General features: G+C 65.0%; 25 protein-coding genes. 19 read left to right on the forward strand and 6 right to left on the reverse strand.

All coding sequences use genetic code 11. The annotated features are described in order from the left end of the window. The first annotated feature begins 259 nt into the window (after positions 1 to 259). From VJ307_08550 to VJ307_08570, 5 genes are all read left to right on the forward strand, one after another. Positions 260 to 2,416 carry a DNA translocase FtsK 4TM domain-containing protein gene (locus VJ307_08550; protein ID HJX74191.1) on the forward strand — a complete coding sequence of 719 codons (2,157 nt, stop codon included), beginning with the start codon at positions 260 to 262 and terminating at the stop codon, positions 2,414 to 2,416. A gap of 135 nt (positions 2,417 to 2,551) precedes the next feature. Continuing rightward, positions 2,552 to 3,457, forward strand: coding sequence for a sensor domain-containing diguanylate cyclase (locus VJ307_08555; GenBank protein HJX74192.1), 906 nt, complete (start codon positions 2,552 to 2,554; stop codon positions 3,455 to 3,457). 167 nt (positions 3,458 to 3,624) lie between these two features. Next, positions 3,625 to 4,296 carry an outer membrane lipoprotein carrier protein LolA gene (locus VJ307_08560; GenBank protein ID HJX74193.1) on the forward strand — a complete coding sequence of 224 codons (672 nt, stop codon included), beginning with the start codon at positions 3,625 to 3,627 and terminating at the stop codon, positions 4,294 to 4,296. After that, entirely contained in the window at positions 4,293 to 5,669 is a 1,377-nt protein-coding gene (gene rimO, locus VJ307_08565) for a 30S ribosomal protein S12 methylthiotransferase RimO (protein HJX74194.1), read from the forward strand. The genes VJ307_08560 and rimO overlap by 4 nt, the downstream gene beginning before the upstream one ends. A 31-nt stretch (positions 5,670 to 5,700) precedes the next feature. After that, entirely contained in the window at positions 5,701 to 6,099 is a 399-nt protein-coding gene (locus VJ307_08570) for a TraR/DksA family transcriptional regulator (protein ID HJX74195.1), read from the forward strand. Here the strand turns inward: VJ307_08570 and mltG are convergent. Beyond that, positions 6,065 to 7,156, reverse strand: a complete 1,092-nt coding sequence (mltG, locus tag VJ307_08575) for an endolytic transglycosylase MltG (GenBank protein HJX74196.1) — start codon at positions 7,154 to 7,156, stop codon at positions 6,065 to 6,067. The two genes, VJ307_08570 and mltG, sit on opposite strands and share 35 nt — an antisense overlap. A 6-nt stretch (positions 7,157 to 7,162) precedes the next feature. Then, positions 7,163 to 7,597 carry a Holliday junction resolvase RuvX gene (ruvX, locus tag VJ307_08580; protein ID HJX74197.1) on the reverse strand — a complete coding sequence of 145 codons (435 nt, stop codon included), beginning with the start codon at positions 7,595 to 7,597 and terminating at the stop codon, positions 7,163 to 7,165. 104 nt (positions 7,598 to 7,701) lie between these two features. Between ruvX and VJ307_08585 the strand changes: the two genes are divergently transcribed. Together VJ307_08585 and VJ307_08590 are read left to right on the forward strand one after the other, a co-directional pair. Further along, positions 7,702 to 8,679, forward strand: a complete 978-nt coding sequence (locus VJ307_08585) for a P1 family peptidase (protein HJX74198.1) — start codon at positions 7,702 to 7,704, stop codon at positions 8,677 to 8,679. Beyond that, positions 8,676 to 9,245 (forward strand): HEAT repeat domain-containing protein, encoded by a 570-nt coding sequence (locus tag VJ307_08590; GenBank protein ID HJX74199.1) that lies wholly within the window; start codon positions 8,676 to 8,678, stop codon positions 9,243 to 9,245. Before VJ307_08585 ends, VJ307_08590 begins: the two co-directional genes overlap by 4 nt. 26 nt (positions 9,246 to 9,271) lie before the next feature. On the opposite strand, the gene VJ307_08595 is transcribed toward VJ307_08590, so the two are convergent. Beyond that, complete coding sequence (locus VJ307_08595; protein ID HJX74200.1) at positions 9,272 to 10,660, reverse strand: HD domain-containing phosphohydrolase; 1,389 nt, start codon at positions 10,658 to 10,660, stop codon at positions 9,272 to 9,274. A 12-nt stretch (positions 10,661 to 10,672) separates the two neighbouring features. Further along, positions 10,673 to 12,193, reverse strand: coding sequence for a HEAT repeat domain-containing protein (locus tag VJ307_08600; GenBank protein ID HJX74201.1), 1,521 nt, complete (start codon positions 12,191 to 12,193; stop codon positions 10,673 to 10,675). A 142-nt stretch (positions 12,194 to 12,335) separates the two neighbouring features. Here VJ307_08600 and VJ307_08605 point away from each other — a divergent pair, with 142 nt between their 5' ends. Genes VJ307_08605 through alaS form a run of 7 tightly spaced genes read left to right on the forward strand, consistent with a single transcriptional unit; the run spans position 12,336 to position 19,161 of the window. Then, entirely contained in the window at positions 12,336 to 12,776 is a 441-nt protein-coding gene (locus VJ307_08605; GenBank protein ID HJX74202.1) for a phosphatidylglycerophosphatase A, read from the forward strand. Next, a complete protein-coding gene (locus VJ307_08610) occupies positions 12,761 to 13,267 on the forward strand; it encodes a CinA family protein (protein HJX74203.1) in 507 nt (168 codons plus the stop codon). Before VJ307_08605 ends, VJ307_08610 begins: the two co-directional genes overlap by 16 nt. Beyond that, positions 13,264 to 13,860 (forward strand): RNA 2',3'-cyclic phosphodiesterase, encoded by a 597-nt coding sequence (thpR, locus tag VJ307_08615; GenBank protein HJX74204.1) that lies wholly within the window; start codon positions 13,264 to 13,266, stop codon positions 13,858 to 13,860. Before VJ307_08610 ends, thpR begins: the two co-directional genes overlap by 4 nt. Continuing rightward, a complete protein-coding gene (gene recA, locus VJ307_08620; protein ID HJX74205.1) occupies positions 13,857 to 14,888 on the forward strand; it encodes a recombinase RecA in 1,032 nt (343 codons plus the stop codon). Before thpR ends, recA begins: the two co-directional genes overlap by 4 nt. Next, positions 14,889 to 16,019 (forward strand): type IV pilus twitching motility protein PilT, encoded by a 1,131-nt coding sequence (locus VJ307_08625; protein ID HJX74206.1) that lies wholly within the window; start codon positions 14,889 to 14,891, stop codon positions 16,017 to 16,019. A 52-nt stretch (positions 16,020 to 16,071) separates the two neighbouring features. Further along, the gene (locus VJ307_08630; GenBank protein ID HJX74207.1) at positions 16,072 to 16,512 is read left to right on the forward strand and encodes a RecX family transcriptional regulator; all 441 of its coding nucleotides are present in this window, start codon (positions 16,072 to 16,074) and stop codon (positions 16,510 to 16,512) included. Positions 16,513 to 16,518: 6 nt separating this feature from the next. Continuing rightward, entirely contained in the window at positions 16,519 to 19,161 is a 2,643-nt protein-coding gene (gene alaS, locus VJ307_08635; GenBank protein HJX74208.1) for an alanine--tRNA ligase, read from the forward strand. Here alaS and VJ307_08640 read toward each other — a convergent pair. After that, positions 19,158 to 19,892 carry a tetratricopeptide repeat protein gene (locus tag VJ307_08640; protein HJX74209.1) on the reverse strand — a complete coding sequence of 245 codons (735 nt, stop codon included), beginning with the start codon at positions 19,890 to 19,892 and terminating at the stop codon, positions 19,158 to 19,160. The two genes, alaS and VJ307_08640, sit on opposite strands and share 4 nt — an antisense overlap. Then, positions 19,871 to 20,596 carry an outer membrane protein assembly factor BamD gene (gene bamD, locus VJ307_08645; GenBank protein HJX74210.1) on the reverse strand — a complete coding sequence of 242 codons (726 nt, stop codon included), beginning with the start codon at positions 20,594 to 20,596 and terminating at the stop codon, positions 19,871 to 19,873. Before bamD ends, VJ307_08640 begins: the two co-directional genes overlap by 22 nt. A 94-nt stretch (positions 20,597 to 20,690) precedes the next feature. Here bamD and VJ307_08650 point away from each other — a divergent pair, with 94 nt between their 5' ends. The 5 genes from VJ307_08650 to VJ307_08670 all read left to right on the forward strand — a co-directional run bounded on the left by VJ307_08650 (position 20,691) and on the right by VJ307_08670 (position 24,151). Then, positions 20,691 to 21,449, forward strand: a complete 759-nt coding sequence (locus tag VJ307_08650) for a glucose 1-dehydrogenase (protein ID HJX74211.1) — start codon at positions 20,691 to 20,693, stop codon at positions 21,447 to 21,449. Between the two features lie 302 nt (positions 21,450 to 21,751). Further along, positions 21,752 to 22,024, forward strand: a complete 273-nt coding sequence (locus tag VJ307_08655; protein ID HJX74212.1) for a hypothetical protein — start codon at positions 21,752 to 21,754, stop codon at positions 22,022 to 22,024. Further along, positions 22,021 to 23,100: a PAS domain-containing protein gene (locus VJ307_08660; GenBank protein ID HJX74213.1), complete on the forward strand. Its 1,080-nt coding sequence runs from the start codon at positions 22,021 to 22,023 to the stop codon at positions 23,098 to 23,100. The genes VJ307_08655 and VJ307_08660 overlap by 4 nt, the downstream gene beginning before the upstream one ends. Next, positions 23,097 to 23,918 carry a response regulator transcription factor gene (locus VJ307_08665; GenBank protein ID HJX74214.1) on the forward strand — a complete coding sequence of 274 codons (822 nt, stop codon included), beginning with the start codon at positions 23,097 to 23,099 and terminating at the stop codon, positions 23,916 to 23,918. Before VJ307_08660 ends, VJ307_08665 begins: the two co-directional genes overlap by 4 nt. Beyond that, positions 23,906 to 24,151, forward strand: a complete 246-nt coding sequence (locus VJ307_08670) for a CBS domain-containing protein (GenBank protein ID HJX74215.1) — start codon at positions 23,906 to 23,908, stop codon at positions 24,149 to 24,151. The genes VJ307_08665 and VJ307_08670 overlap by 13 nt, the downstream gene beginning before the upstream one ends. Positions 24,152 to 24,487: the final 336 nt, after the last annotated feature.

Below are 24,487 nucleotides of genomic sequence, written 5' to 3' on the forward strand. Positions count from 1 at the left end.
GCCAGCCCTTTGTCGGACTCCCTGCGCCCGGCTCGGCGTACCGCCAGTACGCCTGCGCCGTGCTCGGTCGTCCTTCGCGGTCTGACGGCGCATCCGCTTCGCCTCGGCTGCCGACCCTTCCGGGGACAGGCCCCTCGCTCCCGCTTCGTTGCGCTCCTTGCGCCGTACTTCGCTCCAGTACGCCTCAGTCGCGCGCCTCGCTGGCGCGGCGCATCGACGCTCTCGGTGCGTCAAGCTATTTACGAGACGGTACACTAGGATGGGGGAAGGGATCCGGAGAGACGCCCTCGCCATCGGTTTCCTCACCGTCGGCATCTTCCTCACCGTTGCGCTGGTTTCCTTCCACCAGATGGATCCGTCCCTTTCCGCCTGGAGTTCGAAGGGCGCCGCGGTCCGCAACTGGGGGGGCGCGGTGGGGGCGATCGTTTCCGACCTCCTCCTCCAGCTGTTCGGCGTAGGGGCGGTCGGTTTCCCGGTCCTGTGCCTTGCGCTGGCCTACTGGACCTTCCGCGGGGAGAAGATGGAGGGCAAGTGGAGCCGGGCCGCCGGCGGGCTGCTCGCGGTCTGTTCCCTCCTGGGGATCGCCTCCTTTTTCGCGGGGCACGTCCGGCTGTTCGACTCCGACATCTTTCTTCCGGGAATCGTGGGGCACCTGCTGGGAGTCCACTTTTTCGGAAGACTGTTGAGCAAGGTGGGAGGGCTGATCTGCCTTGCCGCCCTCTTCCTCTTCTCCCTGATGCTGCTCACCGGGCTGCCGCTCCGCGGCCTGCCCTCCCTGTGGAGTCGCAAAAAGACCGCCGAACAGGTCCGCGCCATCGTCAAGGAGAAGATCGTTTCCCGGGAGGGTCGGGAAGGGGAGAGGCCGCCACGGGAAATGGCCCCGGCGGCGTCCCGCGACGCATCCCATCCCCGGATCGTGGCATCCCCGGTCGTTCCCGAGGCGACGCCCGCCCCGCGCGGGGGCGGAAAGGAATTCGTTCTGCCCTCCCTCGATCTCCTGGAGCCCCCCGTTGCGGACGGGAACGGCGGGGACGAGGAGTCGCTGCAGCGGAACGCGGTTACCCTTCTCGAGAAGCTTTCCGAGCACGGCATCGAGGGAAACATCACCGAGATCCGCACCGGTCCCCTCGTCACCACCTACGAATTCCGGCCCGCTCCCGGCGTGAAGGCGAACCGGGTGGTGGCGATGGCGGGGGACCTCGCCCTGGCGATGCGGTGCGAATCGGTGCGCGTCGTTCCGAACATCCCCGGCAAGGGCGTCATGGGGTTCGAGATCCCCAACGGGAAGCGGGCGCTCATCTCGCTCCGGGAGCTTCTGGGATGCAAGGCCTACGCGGAGTCCGAGGCGATGCTCTCGCTCGTCGTGGGGAAAGACATCTTCGGAGAACCGGTCATCCGCGACCTCTCGAAGATGCCGCACTTGCTGATCGCGGGGGCCACGGGGTCGGGCAAGAGCGTCGCCCTGCACAGCCTCATCCTTTCGATCCTCTTTCGGGCGACCCCGGAGGACGTCCGCTTCATACTCGTCGACCCGAAGATGCTCGAGCTCACCCTCTACGACAGCATCCCCCACCTGTTCCACTCCGTCGTCATCCAGCCGCGGGAGGCGGGCCAGGTCCTGAAGTGGGCGGTCGGGGAAATGCGGGGGAGATACCAGGAGATGATGGAAAACGGCGTGCGCCACATCGACGCCTACAACCAGCTGGTCGACAAGAGATCCCGGTCCGTTCTCCGGGTCCAGGCGCGGGACGGGGAGGCGGAGGAGATGACGCGTCTTCCCTACATCGTCATCGTCATCGACGAACTGGCCGACCTCATGTTGACAAGCGCGTCGCGGCGCGAGGTCGAGGACTCCATCACCCAGCTGACCCAGATGGCCCGGGCCGCGGGGATCCACCTCGTCTTCGCGACGCAGAGGCCGTCCGTGGACGTCCTGACCGGCATCATCAAGGCGAACTTCCCGTCGCGTGTCTCCTTCAAGGTCGCTTCCCAGTTCGACTCCCGGACGATTCTCGACCAGTCGGGGGCCGAGACCCTTCTCGGGTTCGGGGACATGCTCTTCCTCCAGCCCGGGGTGGGAGGGATCCTGCGGGTTCACGGCCCGTTCGTGGGAGAGGGAGAGATCCAGCGCGTCGTCGCCCATCTCCGGGCGCAGGGCACGCCCGAATACGAACCCTCCATCACCGCTCTTCCCACCGATGAGGAGGAGCGGGACGCTTCGCGGGACGAGAAGTTCGACGAAGCGGTCGAGTTCGTGACCCGGGCGGGACGCGCTTCGGTCTCGATGCTCCAGCGGCGCTTCCAGATCGGTTTCAATCGCGCGGCCCGCATCGTCGAGGAGATGGAGAGGCAGGGGATCGTCGGGCCGTCCGAGGGCGGAAAGCCGCGGGAGGTCTACGTCACGCACCGGGAATAGGGGGCGCGGACCGCACAGCGTCCCGGCGGCATCCCCCCCGCGTAACGGGTTTTTGAGCCGCAGGGCGAAAATCCTTTCGCCCTGTCGCCGCACGGAAGAAAAGGCGGATCGGGAAACGCGCCGGGAAGGCGGAGAATGGACGGAAACATTTCCCGGAACCTCCTCGACATCCTGTTTGAAGGGGTCTATTTCGTGGACCAGGACAGGAGGGTCACGTACTGGAGCAAGGGGGCGGAACGGATCACCGGCTACCAAGAGCAGGAGGTGCTGGGCCTGCGATGCCGCGACGGCATCCTGATGCACGTGGACGAGCGGGGGAAGGATGCGTGCGACCGGTCATGCCTGATCGCGGATACGATCCGGGACGGGGGGGAACGCCAGGCCGAGCTGTACCTGCTCCACAAGGCCGGCCACCGGGTCCCCGTGTCGATCCGCGTCGCGCCGATCGCGGAACCGGGCGGCCGGATCGTCGGCGCGATGGAGGTGTTCAGCGACAACCTGACGGGGGAGTCGACCGCGCGCCTGATCCAGGACCTGAGGGATATGGCGCTGCTCGACCCGATGACGGAGCTCGGCAACCGGCGGTACCTGGAGATGCATCTGGAGGCGAGGCTCAAGGAGATGGACCGGTACGGCGGGTCGTTCGGCGTCCTGTTCGCGGACATCGATTTCTTCAAGAACGTGAACGACACGTTCGGGCACGATGTCGGGGACAGGGTTCTCAAAATGGTCGGGAGAACCTTGCAAAATAGCGTCCGGTCTTTCGATATCGTGGGGAGATGGGGGGGGGAGGAGTTTCTCGCGGTCATCGCGAACGTGAACGAGGACCACCTGTCCTCCATCGCCCGAAAACTGTGTCATCTGGTGGGGAAATCCAGTTTCACGGTGGGAAAGGACACCATCCGCGTCACCGTCTCCATCGGGGCGACGCTCGTTCGGCCGGACGACACGGCGGAAACGCTGGTGAAGAGGGCCGACCGCTTCCTGTACCGGAGCAAGGCTGCCGGGAGAAACCGGTTCACGATCGGCGGGGACGAGTAGGCCGCGGCATTCCCCCGAGCCCCCGGGTTCCGCGCTTTCGAAGGCCTGCCGGTCTCGCCTGCCATCTTCCCTCGAACGGGTCCTCCGGAAGAAGGATATACTGGAGGACGGGGAGGCGGAAGAGTCCTCCCCGCAGTTCATCTCCTCGCGGGGAAGGGAATCACGATATGCGCGCAACGGGCCGGGCCGCGCTGGCGGCCCTCTTTCTTTTTGCCGCGGTTCTCCCCCCGGCTTCCTCCTGGGGAGCCGAGGCGGACGGCGCCGCCCTGCTGCAGCGGGTGGCGCGGAAGTTCTCCACCGTCAAGTCCCTGTCCGCGCGGTTTCGGCAGGAGGTGCCGCTGCAGCACGTGGGGGTCGTGAGAAAGGCCTCCGGCCGGGTGTACTTCCGGCGTCCCCTGATGATGCGCTGGGACTACCGTGCGCCCGGGGAGCAGCTGTTCCTCTCCGACGGGCGCCATTTCTATTTCCGCCCCCCCGACTCGTCCCGGGTGTTCCGGCGCCCGGTCGACGAGGCGGGACTCGGAGGCAAGATCCCCCTCCTGCTTCTTTTCGGAAAAGGCGACATCACGCAGTACTTCCGCGTGGAGGAGGCGATGATCGTCCCGGAACGGAAGGAAACCGTCCTTCGTCTGGTCCCGAAGGGGGACGGTGCGCCGGATGTGCGCAGAGTCGACCTCGTGGTGGAGGAAGCGGATCTCACGATCCGGGAGGTTCACCTCTACGACCGGCTGGGAGGGGAGAACCATCTCTATCTCGACGACGTCGTGATCGATCCGGCGCTCCCCGCGGACCTCTTCCGGTTTCAGGAGCTGCCCGGCGTCGAGGTGGTGGACGGATGACCGGAAAGGGGAAGACCGGGATCTCCGTGCGCATCCTGACGCTCGGGTGCGCGAAAAATTCCGTCGATGGGGAGGTGATGTCCGGCCTCCTCGTCAAGGACGGGTACCGCGTGGTCTCCCGGGGACGTGCGGACGTGGGGATCGTCAACACGTGCGGCTTCATCCGCGACGCGAAAGAGGAGTCGATCGGGGAGATCCTCGCCCTGGCGCGAGAGAAGGAGCGAGGCCGGATCCGGCGTCTCGTCGTGGCCGGCTGCCTGGCGAAGCGGTACCGGGACGAACTGCCGGGGGCCCTGCCGGAGGTCGATCTGTTCGTGGGGCCCGGCGATATCCCCGCGATTCCCCGCCTGGTGAGGAGGATGCTCGAGGGAGGCCACCCGCGTTCCTCCGTGGGAGATGGCGCCCTGCCCGAGGAGGCATACCGGCACCGTCTCCCGAAGACGGGGGAGGCTTCGGCGTACCTCAAGATCCTGGAGGGGTGCGACCACCGGTGCGCCTATTGCACGATCCCGGAGATCCGGGGACGCGTGCGGAGCCGGGACCGGGATTCCCTTCTCGCCGAAGTGAGGATGCTGGTCCGCCGGGGAGCGAGAGAGATCAACCTGGTCGGCCAGGACATCACCTCCTACGGGGCGGACCGGGGGGAGAAAAGGGCGCTTGCCCGCCTCGTCCGGGACATTTGCGCCGTCCCGAAAGTCCGCTGGGTGCGGTTGCTCTACCTCTACCCCGGCCGCCTGGACGACGAACTGATCGACCTGGTGGGGGGAGCGGAAGGAGGGAAGGTGTGCCGGTACCTCGACATCCCCGTCCAGCACATCGACCGGGAGGTGCTTGCCAGGATGGGGCGCCGCTATGGGCCCGACGAGGTGTGGGCTCTCCTCGAGCGGTTGCGTGCGCGGGTTCCCGGCATCTTCCTCAGGACTTCGCTGATCGCCGGTTTCCCGGGGGAGACCGCGGCGGCGTTCCGCCGGCTGCTCCGGTTCGTCCACGACTCCCGTTGGGATTACCTCGGCGTCTTCTCCTATTCCCGGGAGGAGGGGACCCCCGCCTGCGCGATGGAGCGTCAGATCCCCGAGGCGGTGAAGCAGGAGCGGGCGCGGCTGATCCGGGACGCACAGGCCGACATTCTCGCAGCCCGCACGGCGGGAATGGCCGGGCAGGAGATCGAGGTCCTCGTGGAGGAGACACCCGCCCGGGGCCGCGCCGTCGGGAGGCACCGGGGCCAGGCGCCGGAGGTGGACGGGAACGTCCTCCTGTCCGGATACCGGGGGCTCCCGGGCCGTTTCTGCCGGGCGCGTGTGACAGGGGGCCGGGAGTGGGATTTGTTGGCAAAAGCGGTTGACACGGGTCCGCTACCGTGTATACTAACGTAATTTTTCAGGGGCCGCAGGGGGACATAGCGAGATGAAATCGATCAACGACATGCTCCTCAAGATGCGGGAAGAGCTCGTGCGGGGGATATCCCGGAGGTCCAAGGCGACCGCCGTGAGCGGTGTTTCGGACATCGGGGACATCCTGGACTCCGTCTCCGAGGAGAGGACCCGGGAACTCGATATGATCCTCACGGACCGGGAGAAGCAGAAGCTCAAGCAGATCGACGATGCTCTCGAACGGATCGAGGAAAAGACGTACGGTTTATGCGAGGAGTGCGGAGTGAAAATCCCCCGTGCGCGCCTGAAGGTCGTGCCGTTCGCCAAGTATTGCGTGGAGTGCAAGGAAGTGATCGAGCGCGAGGAGAAATACACCCGGGAAGAACCCGAGGACGGGATCAAGAAGGTCCCGATGGCCGAGGCGGAGGAGTAGAAGCGGGGAGGCCGCCCTCCCCCAAGTCGTTTGTCCCCTCCGCTTCTGTGGGGGGGCCGAGTTCCGCGTTTTTCCCCTTCCGGTAGACCATTACCGCTTCGTTGTGCTCCTTCAGGGTCCGGGAAAACCGGTGGGACCCGTCGTTGCGGGAGACGAAGTACAGGTAGTCGGTGTCGGAAGGGTAGATCGCGGCCTTGAGCGCGGAGAGCCCGGGATTGCAGATCGGCCCCGGCGGAAGTCCCGGGGTCAGATACGTGTTGTAGGAATTCGGGGTCTTCAGGTCCTTTTTCGTCAGGTTCCCGCCGAATTTTTTAAGCCCGTAGATGATGGTCGGATCCATCTGCAGGGGCATCCCCAGAGAGAGCCGCTTCCGGATAACCGCGGAAACCATAGGTTTCTCCGCCTCCACTCCGGTTTCCTTCTCGATGATCGACGCGATCGTCACGATCTGGTTCCGCGTGAGCCCTTCCTCCTTCGCCTTGCGCTCCATCTCGGGGGTGAACTTCCGTTGGAATCGGCGCACCATGACCCCGAGAATCTCCTCCGCGGACATGTCCTTCACGAGGGTGTAGGTGTCCGGGAACAGGTACCCCTCCAGCGTGCTCCCCGGGATCTCCATGCGGAGGGCAAGCTCCGGCGACGTGGCTGTCGCAAGGAAGGTCGAGGGATTGGCGAGTTCCAGATTCCCGAGGGTTTGGGCGATATCGTAGATGGTCGAGCCGTCGGGGATGATCACCTGGTATTTGGCCACGTCGCCGTGCACGATCTTCCCCCACAAATCGAACGCGGAAGGGGGTGCAGGGAAGACGTATTCCCCCTGCTGGAGTTTCGCGCCGGTCATGGTCCCGACGACGAGGATCCGGAAGGCGACGGGATACCGGAGAAGCCCCTTCTCGATGAGCATCTTCTCGATTTCCGGGTAGGTGGACCCCTTGGGGATGTACACCTTCGTCACGCGCCATTGTTCCTGGGGCGGGCGGGCCGTCACGAGGAAAAGAGAGACGGAGAACACGGCGAGGACGAGCACGGCGGCGGCACTCCATTTTCGGGCGGACACGGTGGGCTACTTCCGGTTCCGGTAGTCGAGGGCGCTCTGCAGCAGGATGACGGCCGAGAGGCTGTCGCGTATCTCTTTTCGCTTTTTGCGCCGGACGCCCGACGCGATCAGGTGGCGTTCCGCCTGGGCGGTCGTCATTCTCTCGTCCCAGGTCTCGACCGGTATCCCCAGGCGTTCCGCGATCTTTTCCCCGAACTGCCTTGCCTGTTTCGCCTGGGTCCCTTCCTCGCCACTCAGGTGCAGGGGCAGTCCGATCAGCACGGAGCGGACGGAGTATTCCCGCACCAGGGCCCCGATCGCCTCGATGTCCCGGCTTTCCCCCTGCCGCCGGATGGCGACAAGGGGCTGGGCGGTGATCCCGAGGGGGTCGGAGACTGCCGTTCCGATCCTGTGGCTCCCGTAGTCCAGCCCGAGAATCCTCCCCTGCGTTCGCTCCTGCATGCGATCATCCTCCGGAAAAAGTGTACGTTTGCCGCGCGGCTACCGTCAACCCGATTGACGAACCCGGCATACTCCGGTAGATATATACAAATTGTGGAGGGAGGATGGGAGGATCGATCACCGACGTGCCCGGGGTCCTTTTGGGGCACGAGCAGGATCTCATGCGCGGTTCGGGGATCACCGTTCTCCTCTTTCCCCGCGGGGCGGCGGGGGCCGCCGACATCCGGGGGGAGGCCGCCGGGACGAGGCAGATGGATTCGCTTCTTCGCCCCCATCCGTCGCGTCTCATCCACGGGCTCGTCCTGGCGGGGGGCAGCGCTTTCGGACTCGACGCGGCGGCGGGGGTGATGCGCCTGCTCGAGGAGCGGGGCGTCGGGTTCCCCACTCCCGCGGGTGTGGTCCCGATCGTTCCCACGGCGGTCATCTACGACCTGGGGTTCGGGGATCCGACCTTCCGGCCGACTCCGGAAATGGCCTATACTGCCGCGAAAAAAGCATCCGGCGAGCCGGCGGAGAGCGGATCCGTCGGAGCGGGAGCCGGCGCGACCGTAGGCAAGATTTTCGGGCTGAGCCGCGCGATGAAAGGGGGGTTCGGAACCGCGAGCGAACGTGCGGGAGGGGCGCTTGTCGGGGCGTGCGCCGTCGTGAACGCCTTCGGGGATGTGATCGACCCCCTCACGGGCGAGTGGCTTGCCGGAGCGCGTACCGTTGACGGAAAGGAACGGGCGGGGACGGAAGAAGCTTTTCTTGGCGGATACGCGAGGGAGCCGTTCGCCCCGGGGAACACGACGCTTGCCGTCGTCGCCACTCCCGAGTCTCTCTCGCGGGAGGAACTGATCGGGGTCGCGAGGATGGCGCACGGGGCTCTGTTTCGGGCCATCCGGCCCGTTCACACCCCCATGGACGGCGATATCGTAGTGGCCCTGTCCACCGGGGCGGCGGAGCGGAAGGGGAACTTGATGCAGATTGCGGTCCTGGCCGGACGGGCGCTCGAGAAGGCGATCACGGACGCTGTGAGGTCCGCTCGGGGGGCGAACGGCCTGCCGGCTGCAGGAGACATGCACAGGAGGGAGAACCCGTGATCGACAGGATCGAGGAGACCCTCAAGGAAATGCTTTCGGATCCTGCCGTCTCCGTCCGTCTGGCGGCCTCCACCGCTCTCGACAGGATGCGGGCGAAAAGATCGGTCCCCACCTACCTCCAGATGCTTGCGACCGGCACCCTGGAAGAGCGGGTCCGGATCGTCTTCGCCGCGGAGGAGATCGGCGGTCCGGAAGGGATTTCCCTCCTCCTTGCCGCCTTGGAGGACAAGGAGGAGGAAGTCCGGGGCGCAGCTGTCCGCAGCCTGGAGTCCGTCCTGGACGAAACCGTCCTGCAGGCGATGATGGCCCGGCTTCCCAGGGAGCAGGGCGTTGTGCTCGGGAACCTGCTGGAGGCGCTGGGGAAGTCCCGGCAAAGGGAGCTGTCGCCCATGATCGAGCAGTATCTGGAGCATCCGGACGTCGAGGTGCGCGGGAAGGCGATCCTGGCGTACGCCCGGGTTGCGGAAAAAGCCGGGTGGGAGAAGATCCTCGCGCATACCGGCGAGAACGAGGAAACGATCAGGGCGGCCGCGGCCCGGGCTCTCGGGGAGTGGAGTTCGGAGTAACGTCGCGGGGCGTCCCGCCCCCTTCGTTACGGGTTGTTCGCCGTGACGGACACCCCTCGGTGCGCGTCCGGGTACAGGAGAGGGTTGACGGTGCCCAGGATCGACCAGCGGGGGCGGCTGGTCTTCGGGTCGATCTCGCCCAGATCCACTTCCTCCGGGTGCGGAAGCCGGTTTCCCTGCCGGTCGATGAGGATCGTGATCCTGATCTGCCCTTCCCCGCCAGGTCCGACGCCGGTGACAACCCCCACCTCCATGCTGTCCAGGCGCACCATCGTTCCGATCGGGAAGCTTCCCATCACGCTTTTCAGCACCGCAAGGATGTTCGGGTCGAGCGACTTCCCCGCAAGCTTCTGCATGATGTCGAGCGCTTCGATCGGCTGCTTCGCCATCTGGTAGGCGCGCATCGTCGTAAGGGCGTCGTAGCAGTCCGCCACGGAGATGATCTGCGAATTCGGGTGCAGGACGTAATCCGAGCCCAGACTCGGATATCCGTTCCTGTCGTACCGGACGTGGTGTTCCCGGACCATGACGGCGGAGGTGGGGCGGATGTGGGACATTTTCCCCAGATAGAGGAATCCCTCCTCGGGGTGCTTCTTGATCTCCTCGAACTCCGCTGCGGTGAGACTCCCCGGCTTCCGGATCAGGTCCAGGGCGAGCTGGGTTTTCCCCACGTCGTGGAGAAGTCCGGCCACCCCGACCTCGGTCTTCTCCTGGAGGGAGAGGGAGAGCGCATCCGCCATGGAGAGCGCGAGCACGGCCACGTTGACGGAGTGGTTGTACGTGTATTCGTCGAAATTCTTGATCAGGGTCAGGGCCATGATGGCATCGCGGTTCCGCTGGAGCATGCCGCTGATGTCTTTCACCACTCGTTCCGACTCGGCTCCCGAGGGGATTTTGCCCAGGCGGATATCCTGCAGCACCGTAACCACGGCATGGACCGCGTTGTTGTAGATCTCCCGTGCGAGGGTGTGGTCGTCCTCCTCTTCCTCTTCCGGGGGTTTTACCCGGATGTGGCCGACTCCCAGGGCCTCGATCCGCTTCTGGATGTCGGAGACAGAGAGCCGCTCCTCTTTCGTCTCGTGGAGGAAGCGGATGAAGCGATCGATGTCGTCGGGGGAAAGCCCCTTTTCGAACACGATCGCCGGGATCCCGATGGCGGCAAGCCGCTCCATGAAAAAATCCAGGGAGGAGGTCAGGTTGAATATGGGGACCCCCTCGAACACCAGGGTGTCGTCCGAGATGGCCAGGGCGAGTTCCGGCTGTTTCGCGAAGAAAGGAAGGATCTCCGAGAAGCATTTATCCACCGGGGTGCGCACCAGGGGGTGCGTGGGGGGGTACAGCTTCCGGTTCTTCAGGGAGGCTCCCAGAGAGCGGATGATACTCACGATGGACTGTTCTTGCTGCCGCCGTTCCATGATCCTGCTCCTTTACCAGCCCGTTTTTATAAGAATCCGTTCCGTTTCCAGCCGGAGATACAGCTCGGGCGCCCTCCGTGTCCGAAGGACGATCTCCCTCGGGCGGTTTCCCGACATTCGTGAGATGCTGCGCAGCGCGTGTTTCTTCATTTCCCGGAATTTTGGCGTTTCCCAGATCACGGAGGCGCGCAGGATCTGCTCGAGCGCTGTGATCGCCCCGTCGGTGTCGATGGACCGCAGGGAGTCGATCGCCTCGTGGGCCAGCCGGTAGTGCGGGTAGAGCACGTTTTTATGGACGGCCCTCTGGTAAAGAGCCATGACCGCCTCCTCCTCCTTCTTCAGGGAGAGGACGGCGGTGGCCGTGAGGGCGATCGTCTCCTCGGGGAAGAAGCACAGTTCCCCGAGGGCCTTCACCGCGGCGGGGTGCGGCAGCTTGGACAGCCCCTTGATCGCCTCTTTCTTCACCCGGAGGTCCGGGTGGGACAGCGTCGTTACGATTTCCGGCGCGAGTTCCGGTATCCCGAGGTTCCCGAGGATCGTGACCATGTTGCGGACGACGTACCAGCGGGAATCGTTCAGGTTGTCGAGGATGGCGGGGACCGCGGGGTGCCCGATCATGACGATGATGTCGACGATCGTTTTCCGGACGAGGAGATCCTCCTCGACGGCCAGGGCGGAGATCAAGGCCTTCACGGCGCGTTCGCCGAACGCCATGAGGACCGTCTCCACTTCCTTCCGGTTCTTTACCCCCCCGTCTTTCAGGCGCCGGATATAATGAGCCACCAGGTCGTCGGAGACGAGCTCCTTGATCCCCATCGCCGCGAACTTGGCGATTTCCGGGTTCTCCATCGGCGGCGTTTCGATGTGCACCGTGTAGATCGCGATCGCGCGACCGGAATATTCGATGCGCCGGTCCTCGTTCTCCTGGATCAGGGCGCGGGTCAGGGAGATGACGATGTCGCGGTATCCGGGGGCGTCCGTCTCCTTTTCCAGTCTCCGGAGAAGTTCCTCGACCGTCAAATCCTCCAACGGGGAGGGGTCCTCCAGGGCCGTGGAGAGATCGGTGGTTTTCAACTCCTCGACCTCCTCCGGCGGAGGCTTTTCCTCTTGCTTCTTGATCAGTTCGGTGAGCCCGTCGTAGTCGACGCGGTTCACCCAGATTTGGGACACCCCCTCGCGGAGAAGGACCTTCTCCAGACCGCCCTCGTCCTGCAGTTCCTGGATGTCGCGGTTCAGGGTGGTAAGAAAGGCGATCATCTCGTCCGGCTTCTGGTGGGGCAGGAGAATGATCTTGCTTGCCCGCCGGTAATACAGCTCGCGGTTCAGGTCCGCGATCGCCTTGTAGTTCGTGGGGAGGGCTTCCTCTTGGTAAAGGAGGTTGTTCTTGGTCACCTCGATCTCGATGCCGGTTTCGGGGGGAGGGATATCCTCGATCGAGGAGAGGATCTTCCAGACCACCTGGCTGAGAGCGGGGTGGCCGGGGGGATAGAAACCGAAGGCCTTTATCCCTTTCGCAAGTTCGTTTACTGCCAATAGGACTTTTTGCCGCGTTGCTTCCAGTGTTGGATCCGGCTTCCGTTCCATTACAGGAAATGTAGTTTTATTTATTTGAAAAATCAACTAATTGTATAATCTAATGGTCATAATGCCCCAAGTCAATCGTTTTCCCGGCCGGGTGATCTGGAGGACCGTCGCCTCCGGGTTCGGGGTGGGGTACATCCCGGCTTTCCCGGGAACGCTGGGGTCCCTTCTCGCCCTTCCCCTCTGGTACTGGGGGGGAGGGAAAGGGGCGGTTCACTTCGGGGCGCTGGCCGCGGTGCTGATCCTCGCTCTCCCCGCTACGATGGTGGAAATCCGGGCAACGGGGCAGAAAGATCCCCCCTCCGTGGTGATCGACGAGGTCGCGGGGATGCTGCTGGCGGCGACGGGCCTCCCGTGGGGGTGGAAATCCGTCGTCCCCCTGTTTCTTCTCTTTCGACTCTTCGATATCGTGAAACTGGGCCCGGCGGAATGGCTTGACTCCCGCGACGGGGCGATATACGTCGTGGCGGATGATCTCGTGGCGGCCATATACGCCAATCTGGCATACCGGGGGCTCATGTGGGTGATCGGGTGACCCGGGATTTCGCCGCCCGGGCCGGCGAAGCGCTCCTCTCCACCGGCCGCACCGTGGCAGTAGCCGAATCGTGCACCGGGGGCGGGGTTTGCGAGGCGTTGACCTCCGTCCCGGGGAGTTCCGCGTACTTCCTCGGGGGGGTCGTGGCGTACGGAAACGAATCGAAAACGAGAGACCTCGGGGTGCCGTCCGGTCTCATCGAATCCGTGGGGGCGGTGAGCCGGGAGGTCGCGGAGGAGATGGCGGCCGGCGCCATGAGACGCTTCGGGGCGCATATCGGCATCGGGACAACCGGGATCGCCGGCCCCGGGGGCGGGACCCCGGAAAAGCCGGTGGGGACCGTGTATGTTGCGATCGCCTCGGAGAAGGTCCGGCTTTCGTACCCCCTTCGATTCCCGGGCGACCGCGAAGCCGTCCGCGGGGCGACGGTGCTCCGGGTTCTCGAGACGCTCGTCTCCTTCCTGTCGGGGGGGGAGGGAAAAAGCCCGTGAGATTGTTCATCGGGATCGGGCTCGCCGAGGAATGTTGCCGGAGGATTGCCGCGGCAATCTCCCCTCTCCGGGCAAAGGGGCTTCCCGTTTCCTGGGTCGCCGAGCGCAACCTCCACCTGACGCTGAAGTTTCTCGGGGAGATTCCGCCCGGCGAGGTCGACGGACTTGCCGGATTCATGGCGGAAGCGGCCCGGGACATCCCCCCCTTCGAGTTCCGCGTCGAGGAGGGGGGCGGGTTCCCGTCGCTCACGGCGCCACGAATTTTGTGGATCGGGATCCGCGAACCGCTTGAATTGGTCGGAAAGTTGCACCAGAATATGGAGAACACGCTTTCCGCAGCGGGTTTTCCGCACGAGGGAAGGCCGTTCCACCCGCACGTGACGGTCGGCCGCATCAAGGGAAGGGTAGCGCCGGGATGGGGCGGAACATTCGCCTCCGCGGTTTCCGGAACGACGTTCGGCATCGTTTTCGCAGCGTCGTACCGGCTCTACGAAAGTCGGCTCTCTCCGTCCGGGGCGAACTACACGGTCCTGCGCGAGGTCCCCTTCGGGGGAGGGCCGGAACGAAGCGCAGAGAGAGGAGCAGGAGGATGAGCCAGGACGCGAACCGGCGCAAGGCGCTCGACATGGCCCTCGCGGCGATCGAGAAGAACTACGGAAAAGGCGCGATCATGCGCCTCGGAAGCGATGTCCAGGTCAAGGACGTCCCGGTGATCTCGACGGGGGCGCTCTCGCTGGATATCGCCCTGGGGATCGGCGGCATCCCGAGGGGGCGGGTGTCCGAGATCTTCGGCCCCGAATCCTCCGGGAAAACGACGCTGGCCCTGCATATCATCGCGGAGGCGCAGAAACTGGGCGGGATCGCGGGGTTCATCGACGCCGAGCACGCCTTGGATCTCAACTACGCCCGGAAACTCGGATTAAACACCGACGATCTCCTCGTCTCGCAGCCGGACACCGGGGAGCAGGCGCTCGAAATCGCCGAGATGCTCGTGCGCAGCGGCGCCCTGGACATCCTCGTCATCGACTCCGTGGCCGCGTTGGTCCCGAAGGCGGAGATCGAGGGGGAGATGGGCGACTCCCATATGGGGCTCCAGGCGAGACTCATGTCCCAGGCCCTCCGGAAACTGACCGGGACGATCAGCAAGTCCCAGACGGCGGTCATCTTCATCAACCAGATCCGCATGAAGATCGGGGTGATGTTCGGCAACCCCGAGACGACCACCGGCGGCAACGCCCTGAAGTTCTACGCGACGGTCCGGATGGACATCCGGCGCATCGCGCAGATCAAGAAGGACGACGGGGTCGTCGGCGCGCGGACCCGCGTGAAAGTGGTCAAGAACAAGCTGGCCCCTCCCTTCCGGGAAGCGGAGTTCGACATCGTCTACGGGGAGGGGATCTCCCGCGAGGGAGACATCCTGGATCTCGGCGCCGGCCTGGGGGTCGTGGAGAAAAGCGGCTCGTGGTACTCCGTGGACGGCGAGAGGATCGGGCAGGGCAGGGAAAACGCGCGGGTCTTCCTCAAGGATCACCCGGACGTCACGGAGGGCCTGCGCAGGAGGATCCTCGAAAAAGCCGGCGTGGTGGAAGCCCCCAAAACCGCGCAAGAAGGGAAGGCGTAATTGGAACTCGATGAGATTCTCAAGGCCGGGGTCAAGAACGCGGCATCCGACATCCACCTGAAGGTGGGACTCCCTCCCATCCTGCGGATCAACGGAAAGCTCGTGCCTCTCAAGGTGCCGCAGCCTCTCCGCCCCGAGGATGTGGAGGCGATCTGCGGCAAGGTTCTCATCACCGAGGACCAGCAGCAGAGGTTCGAAAAAAACCACGAGGTCGATTGCTCCTACAGCGTGCCGGGGTTGGGTCGGTTTCGCATCAACGTGTTCCTGCAGCGCAGCACGGTGGGGGTCGCCATCCGGGTCATCCCGATCGGTCTCCTCTCGTTCGAGTCGCTTCATCTGCCGAAAGTGATCGAAAAGATAGCCTTGGAAACGAGGGGCCTCATTTTATGCACCGGGACCACGGGAAGCGGGAAGTCGACGACCCTGGCCGCGATCGTGGAATACATCAATCACCACCGAAGCTGCCATGTGATCATGATCGAGGACCCGATCGAATTCCTTCTCCGCGACAGGAAGAGCATCATCAACCAGCGGGAGATCGGGGTGGACACCACCAACTTCACCGTGGCTCTCAAGAGCGCTCTCCGCCAGGACCCGGACGTGATTCTCGTGGGCGAGATGCGCGACTTCGAGACGATCGAGACGGCGATCATGGCGGCCGAGACGGGGCACCTCGTGTTGTCGACGCTCCACACCCTCGACGCGGCGGAGACGATCAACCGGATCATCGGCGTTTTCCCGCCCTACCAGCACAAGCAGGTCAGGATCCAGCTGTCCTCGGTGCTGAAGGGGGTCATTTCCCAGCGTCTCGTGCCCCGCGCGGACGGCGCGGGTCGCGTCCCGGCGATCGAGGTGCTGATCAACACGACGCGCGTCCGGGAATACATCGAGGACAAGGACAAGACGCGCAAGATCCGGGATGCGATCGCCCAGGGGTACACCACCTACGGGATGCAGACATTCGACCAGTCCCTCATGTCGCTCTACAAGGAGAACCTGATCTCCCTCGAGGAGGCGCTCCGGCAGGCATCCAACCCCGACGACTTCGCCCTCCGCGTCCGCGGGATTTCCTCGACCTCCGATCTCACGTGGGAAGAGTTTGAAAAGGACGAGGCGCCCCCGAAGGCCTGAGGAAGGGGCGGGGCCCTCTGCGCCGAGGGATCCCCGGTCGACGGCCCTTCGCATGCTCTCCCGGCGGGCGTTGAGCGAGGGGGAGATCCGGTTCCGGCTTGCGGCCAAAGGGTTCTCGGAAACGCAGGCCGCGGCCGTTCTCGGCAGTCTCCGGGAGCTTGGTCTGGTGGATGACCGCGCCCTCTGCGCGCACCTGGCCCGCACCTACCGGGATGTCCGACGGTACGGCCCGCGCAGGATCGTCGGGGCGCTCCTTTCGCGGAAGTTCCCCCGGGACCTGGTCGACGAGGCGGTGCGTGCCGTGTCCCGTCCCGAGGAGGAGCTGGCTGCCGCAGCCGCAGCGCTCGGGAAAAAGTACCGCGACGGGATCCCCGAGGGAAGGGAGGGGGCCGTCAAGGCGTTCCGGTTCCTTTCCCAGCGGGGATTTTCCCCGGAGACGAGCCGGGAGGCGATCCGGAGGCTGTCGGCCGACATCGAAGAAGGAGAAGGGTGAATTCCCATGACCGGAGCAGAAATTCGCGCCGCATTTCTTTCCTATTTCGAGAGGCACGGACACAAGGTGCTGCCCGGATCCTCCCTCGTTCCGGGGGACGACCCGAGCCTGCTGTTCACCAATGCCGGCATGGTGCAGTTCAAGGAATATTTCCTGGGGCTCGCGTCCGCCGACTGGAAGCGCGCCGCCACCGCGCAGCGGTGTCTCCGCGTGAGCGGCAAGCACAACGACCTGGAGAACGTCGGGTACACGGCACGTCACCACACCCTCTTCGAGATGCTGGGGAACTTCTCCTTCGGCGACTATTTCAAGAAAGAGGCGATCTTCTTCGGGTGGGATTTCCTGACGCGCGAGATGGGACTGGACGGCGAACGGATGACGGTTTCCGTGTTCCGGGATGACGACGAAGCGTACGACATCTGGCACCGGACGATGGGGCTGCCGGCTTCCCGGATCGTGCGGTTCGACGAGAAGGACAACTTCTGGGCGATGGGGCCGACGGGACCGTGCGGCCCATGCTCCGAGATCATCTACGACCAGGGGGAGGCGACGGGGTGCGGGCGGCCCTCGTGCGCCGTCGGGTGCGATTGCGACCGGTTCCTCGAAATATGGAACCTGGTGTTCATGCAGTTCAACCAGGACGGGGGCGGGGCGAGGACCCCTCTGCCGAAGCCGAGCATCGACACGGGGATGGGGCTGGAACGGCTGGCGGCCGTGGTCCAAGGGGTCAAGAGCAATTACGACTCCGATCTGTTCCGGGGCATCATCGCGGAGATCGGAAGATTGAGCGGCGTGGCATACGGCAGATCCCCCCTCCAGGACGCCGCCACCCGCGTGATCGCCGACCATGCCCGCGCGACGGCGTTCCTGATCGCCGACGGGATTCTCCCCGCCAATGAGGGGAGGGGGTACGTGCTGCGCAGGATCATGCGGCGGGCCTTGCGCCACGGGAAGAAGCTCGGGCTGGACCGGCCGTTTCTCCACCAAGTGGCGGCCGCCGTGGTTCGGGAGTTCTCGCCCGCCTATCCGGAGCTTGCGCGAAGCGCCTCCTACATCGACACGGTCGCCCTCCACGAGGAAATGCGTTTTCTCGAGACGCTGGACGCGGGTCTCCGGATGGTGGAAGAGGAATTCGAGCGCATCGGGAAGTCGGGCGTCAGCGTCTTCGCGGGGTCCGTCGCCTTCAAACTTTACGATACGTTCGGATTCCCGGTGGACCTTACCGCGGATCTGTGCCGGGAGCGCGGGGTGGCGCTCGACACCGAGGGGTTCGAGGCCGAGATGGAGAGGCAGCGCGCGCAGTCCCGCGAGGCGTGGAAGGGTGGCGATGTGGGCGTCTCCGATGCGGCAGCCGCGGAGCTCGCCAAGGACGGGGTCTCCGTCGATTTCGTCGGGTACGATCGTCTCGAGGCGGCGGGGAGGGTGGTCGCCCTCTTTCGGGACGGGAAGCGGGTCATGTCGGCGACGGAAGGGGAGGAGATCGATTTCGTGACGGATGTCACCCCCTTCTACGGCGAGGCCGGGGGTCAGGTGGGCGACCACGGCGAGGGGACGGGAAGCGGGTTTCGTCTCGGGGTCACGGACTCCCGGCGGCCCGCTGCGGACCTGGTCATCCACCGGGCGAAGGTGGACGAGGGGAAAGTGGGGGAGGGAATGACGGTGGATCTCCGGGTGGACGCCTCTCTCAGGCGGCAAACCCAGGCGAACCATACCGCCACCCACCTTCTGCAGGCTGCGCTGCGCAAGACCCTGGGCCCGCACGTCAAGCAGGCGGGCTCCTACGTCGGCCCCGACAAGCTCCGGTTCGATTTCACCCACTTCGAGGCGGTCCCGGAGGATGCCCTCCGGGCGGTGGAGGACTTCGTCAACGATGCCGTATTCTCCGACCGGCCGGTCTCCTGGGAGCATCTCCCGTACGAGGAGGCGATCGAGCGGGGGGCGATGGCGTTTTTCGGGGACAAGTACGCCGACGTGGTCCGGATGGTGACCGTTCCCGGCGTGAGCCGCGAGCTGTGCGGGGGGACCCACGTCCGGCGGACCGGCGAAATCGCCCTGTTCCGGTTCGTCTCGGAGAGTGCGCTGGCCGCCGGGGTCCGTCGCATCGAGGCGGTGACCGGCCCGGAGGCCTTCCGCCACCTCCGGGAGGACGCCGACCGGCTTCACCGGATCGCCCTCGACCTCAAGGTTTCGCCCGCCGACGCCGCCTCCCGAGTCGGCAAGCTCCAGGCCCAGGTCAGGGCGCTGGAAAAAGACGTCCGGGAGGCGAAGCGCCGGGCGGCGCGGGACCTCGTGGGAGACGTGCTCGCGAAGGCCCGTGAGGTGAAGGGGGTCCGCGTGGTGGAAGCCGAGCTGGAGCCGATGGACCCCGCCGCGCTTCGCGAACTGGCCGACGCGGTGAAGGGGAGGCTCAAAAGCGGCCTCCTGCTCCTGGGAACCGTGGAGGAGGGCCGCTGCCACCTGGTGGCGGGGGTCACCCCGGACCTTGCCGAAGCCTATTCCGCCACCGACATCGTCAAGAACGCGGCACGGTTCGTGGGAGGCGGGGGAGGCGGGCGCCGGGACATGGCGCAGGCAGGGGGATCGAAAACCGAAGGGTTTGCCTCGGCGGTGTCGTCGCTCTCCGCGTGGCTCGCCGACCGGATCCCCTAGCCGGCCCCGGTCTCCCGGTCGAGCGTGTTCATGTAGAGCTGGATCAGTTTGTTGAGCGGATCCTGGAACAGGGCGGTCTCCCAGGTCTCGCGGGCCTCTTTCTTCCTTCCCATCAGGTACAGGATGATGCCCCGCTGGGCGAGGGCCGGGACCATCCCGGGATGGTCGGACAGCGCCTTGTCCAGCTCCGCGAGCCCTTCCTCGTAATTTCCCGCCTCCTTCTGCGCGATGGCCAGCTGGACCCGCAGATCGGGGAACCCGGGGGCGACGAGGAGCGCATTCCGGTATTCCGCGATCGCCTCCCCGTGTTTCCCGAGGGCGAGGTAGAGCTCCCCCAGTTCCGCGTGCAGGTTGGCGATCTTCCCGGCGAGCTGGTTTCCCTGTTCCATCTTCTCCTGCTGGGTCAGCGATTCGGCGGCCCTTTGGTATGCGGCTCTGGCCTCCTCGTATCGGCCCAGCTCGTTCAGCGTGATCGCCAGCGACATGAGGGCTTCCGTGTATCCGGGGTTCTGGGCGATGCTTCGCTCAAACTCCCGGGCGGCCTCCTCGAGCTTTCCCCCGTGGTGACAGATGATCCCGAGGGTGTAATGAATGTCGGGGTAGTTCGCCCCGCCCGCCATCGCCTCGCGCAATAGGGTTTCCGCGCGTCGGAAGTCCTTTTCCGCGTAGGCCTGTTTCCCCAGCGTGATCAGCGCGGCCAGGTCCCGGTTCATCGCTTCCTCTCTCCCCATCCGGCGATTTTCTCCCGAAGGCTTTTTCTCACCTCGGCGGCTTCCTCTTTCTTCCCCTCCCGCTCCAGCGCCTCCGACAGAAGGGACAGGAGGGTGGGAAGGGCACCGGTGTCGGAATAGTCGAAAACAGCCCTTCTCGCCCTGGCCTCCGCGCTGTCATACTTCCGTCGTCTGAGGTAGTGGGAGATCACGTTAACTTCGTGTTCCGCGAGCCGGTTGCGCAGCTCCGACAGACGTTTGGCAGCGATTTCCGCGTTCGGGCCGGAGGGGGTTTTTTCCAGGAGGAGCTTGTAGGTCCGGATGGCTTCGATGGTTTTCGTCTGGTCCCGGCCGGGTTTCCTCACTTCGCGGGAGAGGAGCTCCCCTTTCCGCAGGAGGGCGTAGGGGACGTTGTCGTTGGCCGGGTACAGGCGCAGGAAATCGTCGTAGGCGACTTCCGCCTCCACGTTGTCCTTGTTTTCCATGCGGGCGTCCGCGAGGGCGAGCTGCGCGCGCGGCGCCAGGGGGGAGGTCGGGAACCGTTCCAGCAGGACCTGGAAATGCTCGATCGCACTGCCGTACTTTTTTTTCGCCAACTGCTGCTGTCCGCGGGAGAACAGGGCCGAATCCGAAAGTCCCGGCTGTTTAGCCAGTTTTTCGGAACAGGAGACGATGAGGAAGGCCGCGGCAAAAAGAATGGCGAGGAGGGTGCGCGTCCGCCGCATGGGGACGACGGTAGTATAGCCATCCGAAAAAGTCAATGTTAGGCTGTTTCCTCTCGAGGCGTTCGAAAGAGAAGGGTCCGGGAGGTGCGGTTCCATGAAAGGCAAGGTCGCGGTGGTGACGGGAGGGTCCCGGGGGATCGGGTTCGCGGTGGCGGCCCGGTTCCTCCGGGAAGGGATGCACGTGGCGGTCCTGGACATCCGGGACGAGGGGGCGGAGCAGTTGGCCGCGGTGGGGCACAAGGCCGGCGCCCGGTTCCTCCAAGTCACGGCCGACGTCTCCTTCTATTCGCAGGTCCTGGAAGCGGGAGAGAAGGTCCGGGAGAAGTTCGGGAGGCTGGACATCTGGGTGAACAACGCGGGGTGGGACCGGATCACCCCGTTCCTTTCCACCGCCCCTCCGGACTGGGAACGGGTCGTGGGGATCAACCTGATGGGGACGGTGCACGGCACGCGCGCAGCCCTCGAGGGAATGCTCGCCGGGGAGGCCGGTGGGGCCATCGTGAATGTCGCGTCGGATGCGGGACGCGTCGGGAGTTTGGGCGAGGCGGTCTACTCCGCCGCGAAGGGAGGGGTGATCGCGTTCACCAAGGCGATCGCCCGGGAGTTCGCCCGCATCGGAATCCGGATCAACTGCGTCTGCCCGGGGCCGACGGACACCCCCCTTCTCGCGGAGAACTTCGAGGGGGAGGAGGGGGCGAAGATCATCGGGGCGATGCTGCGCGGGATCCCCTTCAAGCGACTGGGGACGCCGGAGGAGGTAGCCGCCGCCATCCGGTTTCTCGCTTCCCCGGAAGCCTCTTACATCACGGGACAGGTCTTAAGCGTCAACGGCGGTCTGAACATGGTGGGGTGATCCCTGGCAGACCCCGGGAAGGACTCCCTTGCCCGGGCAAATGCCGTCCTCGATCTCTTCCGGGATTCCCTGAGCGCGGACGTCTGCTATCTCATGGACCGCAACGGGACAACGGTGGCATCCAGCAACCGGACCGCCGCCGACAGCTTCGTGGGGAAGAATTTCTCGTTCCGCCCGTATGGGAGGCAGGCGATCCGGGGCGAGCCGTCCACCGATCTGGCCCTGGGCGTGACCTCGAACGTACGGGGGGTCTACTCCAGCCATCCGGTCCGCGGAAAACGGGGGGAAATCCGATCGGCGTTGTGGTCATCAAGGCCCCCATCGCGCGGATCGAAGAGGAGTTCCGACAGCCGTTCCCGGGTATCGTCCTCCTTGCGGCCCCCAACGGCATCATCTTCGCGTCCAACAGGAAGGAATGGCTCAACCGATCCCTCCGGAAGCTCTCCCCCGGGGAGGCCGAGGATATCGCGCGCACCCAGCAGTTCGGTCCCGGGCCCAGGGAATGGATCGGCCTGAACATCGGGACAGGGAACACTGCGACCAACGGTTCGGGAAGGCAAGCGACGACATCGTGAAGCGGAAGGAGGCGGAGGAGGCTCTCCGCGGGGCCAAGGAGGAACTCGACCGGCATTCCCGGGACCTGGAACGCCAGGTGGGGGAGCGGACGCGGGAAATCGGCAGCATCCTCCGGTACACCCCCGCCGTCGTCTATATCAAGGACAGGGAGGGAAGGGACACCTTCGTCAACTCCCGGTACGAGCAGCTGTTCGGAGTCCGGACCGAGGAGATCCGGGGGAAGACCGACCACGATATCTTTCCGGAGGAGTTCGCCGGCCGGTTTCAGGCGAACGACCGGAAGGTCCTGAAGGACAGGAGTCCTTGCCGGATCGAGGAGAGGGTTCCGCAGGAAGACGGCCCCCACGTCTATCTCTCGACGAAATTTCCCCTCGACAACGAGGAGGGGGCCGTGGCCGCCGGATGCGGGATCTCGATCGACATCACGGAGATCAAGAAGGCTCGGGACCAAATGAAGCGTCTTTCGGACAGCATCATCGCCAGCCAGGAGAAGGAACGGGCCGCCGTGTCCCGGGAGCTCCACGACGAACTCGGCCAGGTGCTTACGGCGCTGCGACTCGATTCCGCGTGGCTCCGGGAGCGTTTTCGGGAGTCGGACGCCGGGGTCTCCCTGCGGACCCAGGAGATGTGCGACCTGATCGACAAGGCCATCGACGATGTCCGGGGGATGGCCACGAGGCTTCGCCCGGGGGTGCTGGACGACCTGGGGCTGGTCGACGCCATCGACTGGTATATCGACGATTTCGAGAAGCGCACGAAGGTGAGCGACCGGGTCGCGACGGCGGCCTACCGGATCGCCCAGGAGGCCCTGACCAACGTGGCCCGCCACTCGAAGGCGTCGCACGTCGACGTTTCCCAGCGGGCGGAGGGGGAGATCCTGACGCTCTCGGTGGAGGACGACGGGAGGGGATTCGATCTCCGGGAGCTTCCGGAATCGGCGGGACTCGAAGTGGCCGGGATGCGCGAGCGGGCGGAACGGATCGGCGGAGTTCTGGAAATCATGTCTCGGCCGGGAGAAGGGACCCGGGTGCGCCTGAAGGTTCCCGTCGCCGGCGCGGAGGAGGTCCTCCATTGATCCGGGTTCTTCTGGCGGACGACCACAGCGTGGTCCGGGACGGACTTCGTCGCCTCGTGGATGGCGCCGGCGACATGAAGGTCGTCGCCGAGGCCGCCGACGGGAGGGAGGCCATCCGGAAAACGAGGGAGTCCTCGCCCGACGTGGCCGTCGTGGACATCTCCATGCCCGGTCTCGACGGCCTGGAAGTCATCCGGCAGCTTCGCTTGGAGAACCCGAAACCGCCCGTCCTCGTCCTGACGATGCACGAGGAGGAGCAGTACGTCGTCCGGGCGATCGAGGCGGGGGCCATGGGGTACATCACGAAGCGGTCGGCGGCGGAGCAGCTGCTGCAGGCCATCCGCAAGGTCCACGCCGGCGGGCGCTCCTTGAGCGAGTCGGCGTCCGAGCCGCTGGCTACCCGCAGGGCCAAGGGGGCCGGGGCCCGTTCCCCCCTCGACTCTCTCCACCCGGGAGATCCAGGTGCTCCGGGGACTGGCGCTGGGGAAGAGCAACCGGGAGATCGCGGAGAGCTATTCGATCAGCACGAAGACGATCGATACCTACCGCACACGTCTTCTCAAGAAGCTGAATTTACGGAACAACGCGGAGCTGACGCGGTTCGCGATTCAGAACGGGATTGTGGAATGGTAGTCCCGCCCGCCCCGTATCGTAAGAAAAATTCTGACGTCAGAATCAAAATCGGCCCGATATTTCGGTTCCCCCCTTTTCAGGTATCCTTTATCCTTAAGGCCTTCTTACCACGGCTGGGTCGAGCGGAGAACGAAGTGCCAAGCCTCCGAACCTACAGAAAGGAGGGAACATCATGGCACCACTGAAGGGGGTACGGTTTGCCACTGCCTCGACGGTGATGAAGAAAAACGTCGTCACAATCGATGGCAAGAAAACGGTGGCTGACGCAATCAAGCTCATGGCCGGCGTTCGAAGGGCGCCTGTGTTCGACGGCAAGGACGTTATCGGAATCCCCGAATCCCGTGCGCACGGCAAGCGTGGCGCCGACGCGCCGGGTTGCGAATCGTCCGGTCTCCGGTCCTCCTACTGCGGTCCGTAAGTCCTTGGGAACGGGTCGGGTGAGAAGTCGGGGAAGAGCGGCGGCGCGCGGCCCGGAAGCACCAGCGGCTCGAAGCGTCGACCGACGTGATTTTATTGGCCCTTGCATAAATAATGGTACAGTTTATTATTAGAGTCTGGCGCCGTGAAAGAACCCTTCGAAGAGGTCCCGCCGGCTTCGCGTTTGTGAAAGAGAGGTAACGACGGCGTGCTCAAGTGTACGGAGACAGTCGGGGGCGAAGTTCGCCAGATCCCCGTACTTGGTGTGGCTCCAGACGCATTCCACAGGATTGAGGTCTGGGGCATAGGGCGGCAACCACTCGACGACGATCCGCTT

It is taken from the genome of Candidatus Deferrimicrobiaceae bacterium, assembly GCA_035256765.1.
Lineage (GTDB): Bacteria > Desulfobacterota > Deferrimicrobia > Deferrimicrobiales > Deferrimicrobiaceae > CSP1-8.

Excerpts from the sequence above, each read along its gene's own strand:
- VJ307_08550 (HJX74191.1), top strand. The coding sequence starts at position 260 with ATGGGGGAAGGGATCCGGAGAGACGCCCTCGCCATCGGTTTCCTCACC.
- VJ307_08555 (HJX74192.1), top strand. The coding sequence starts at position 2,552 with ATGGACGGAAACATTTCCCGGAACCTCCTCGACATCCTGTTTGAAGGG.
- VJ307_08560 (HJX74193.1), top strand. The coding sequence starts at position 3,625 with ATGCGCGCAACGGGCCGGGCCGCGCTGGCGGCCCTCTTTCTTTTTGCC.
- rimO (HJX74194.1), top strand. The coding sequence starts at position 4,293 with ATGACCGGAAAGGGGAAGACCGGGATCTCCGTGCGCATCCTGACGCTC.
- VJ307_08570 (HJX74195.1), top strand. The coding sequence starts at position 5,701 with ATGAAATCGATCAACGACATGCTCCTCAAGATGCGGGAAGAGCTCGTG.
- ruvX (HJX74197.1), bottom strand. The coding sequence starts at position 7,597 with ATGCAGGAGCGAACGCAGGGGAGGATTCTCGGGCTGGACTACGGGAGC.
- VJ307_08585 (HJX74198.1), top strand. The coding sequence starts at position 7,702 with ATGGGAGGATCGATCACCGACGTGCCCGGGGTCCTTTTGGGGCACGAG.
- VJ307_08595 (HJX74200.1), bottom strand. The coding sequence starts at position 10,660 with ATGGAACGGCGGCAGCAAGAACAGTCCATCGTGAGTATCATCCGCTCT.
- recA (HJX74205.1), top strand. The coding sequence starts at position 13,857 with ATGAGCCAGGACGCGAACCGGCGCAAGGCGCTCGACATGGCCCTCGCG.
- VJ307_08630 (HJX74207.1), top strand. The coding sequence starts at position 16,072 with ATGCTCTCCCGGCGGGCGTTGAGCGAGGGGGAGATCCGGTTCCGGCTT.
- alaS (HJX74208.1), top strand. The coding sequence starts at position 16,519 with ATGACCGGAGCAGAAATTCGCGCCGCATTTCTTTCCTATTTCGAGAGG.
- VJ307_08640 (HJX74209.1), bottom strand. The coding sequence starts at position 19,892 with ATGGGGAGAGAGGAAGCGATGAACCGGGACCTGGCCGCGCTGATCACG.
- bamD (HJX74210.1), bottom strand. The coding sequence starts at position 20,596 with ATGCGGCGGACGCGCACCCTCCTCGCCATTCTTTTTGCCGCGGCCTTC.
- VJ307_08650 (HJX74211.1), top strand. The coding sequence starts at position 20,691 with ATGAAAGGCAAGGTCGCGGTGGTGACGGGAGGGTCCCGGGGGATCGGG.
- VJ307_08670 (HJX74215.1), top strand. The coding sequence starts at position 23,906 with ATGGCACCACTGAAGGGGGTACGGTTTGCCACTGCCTCGACGGTGATG.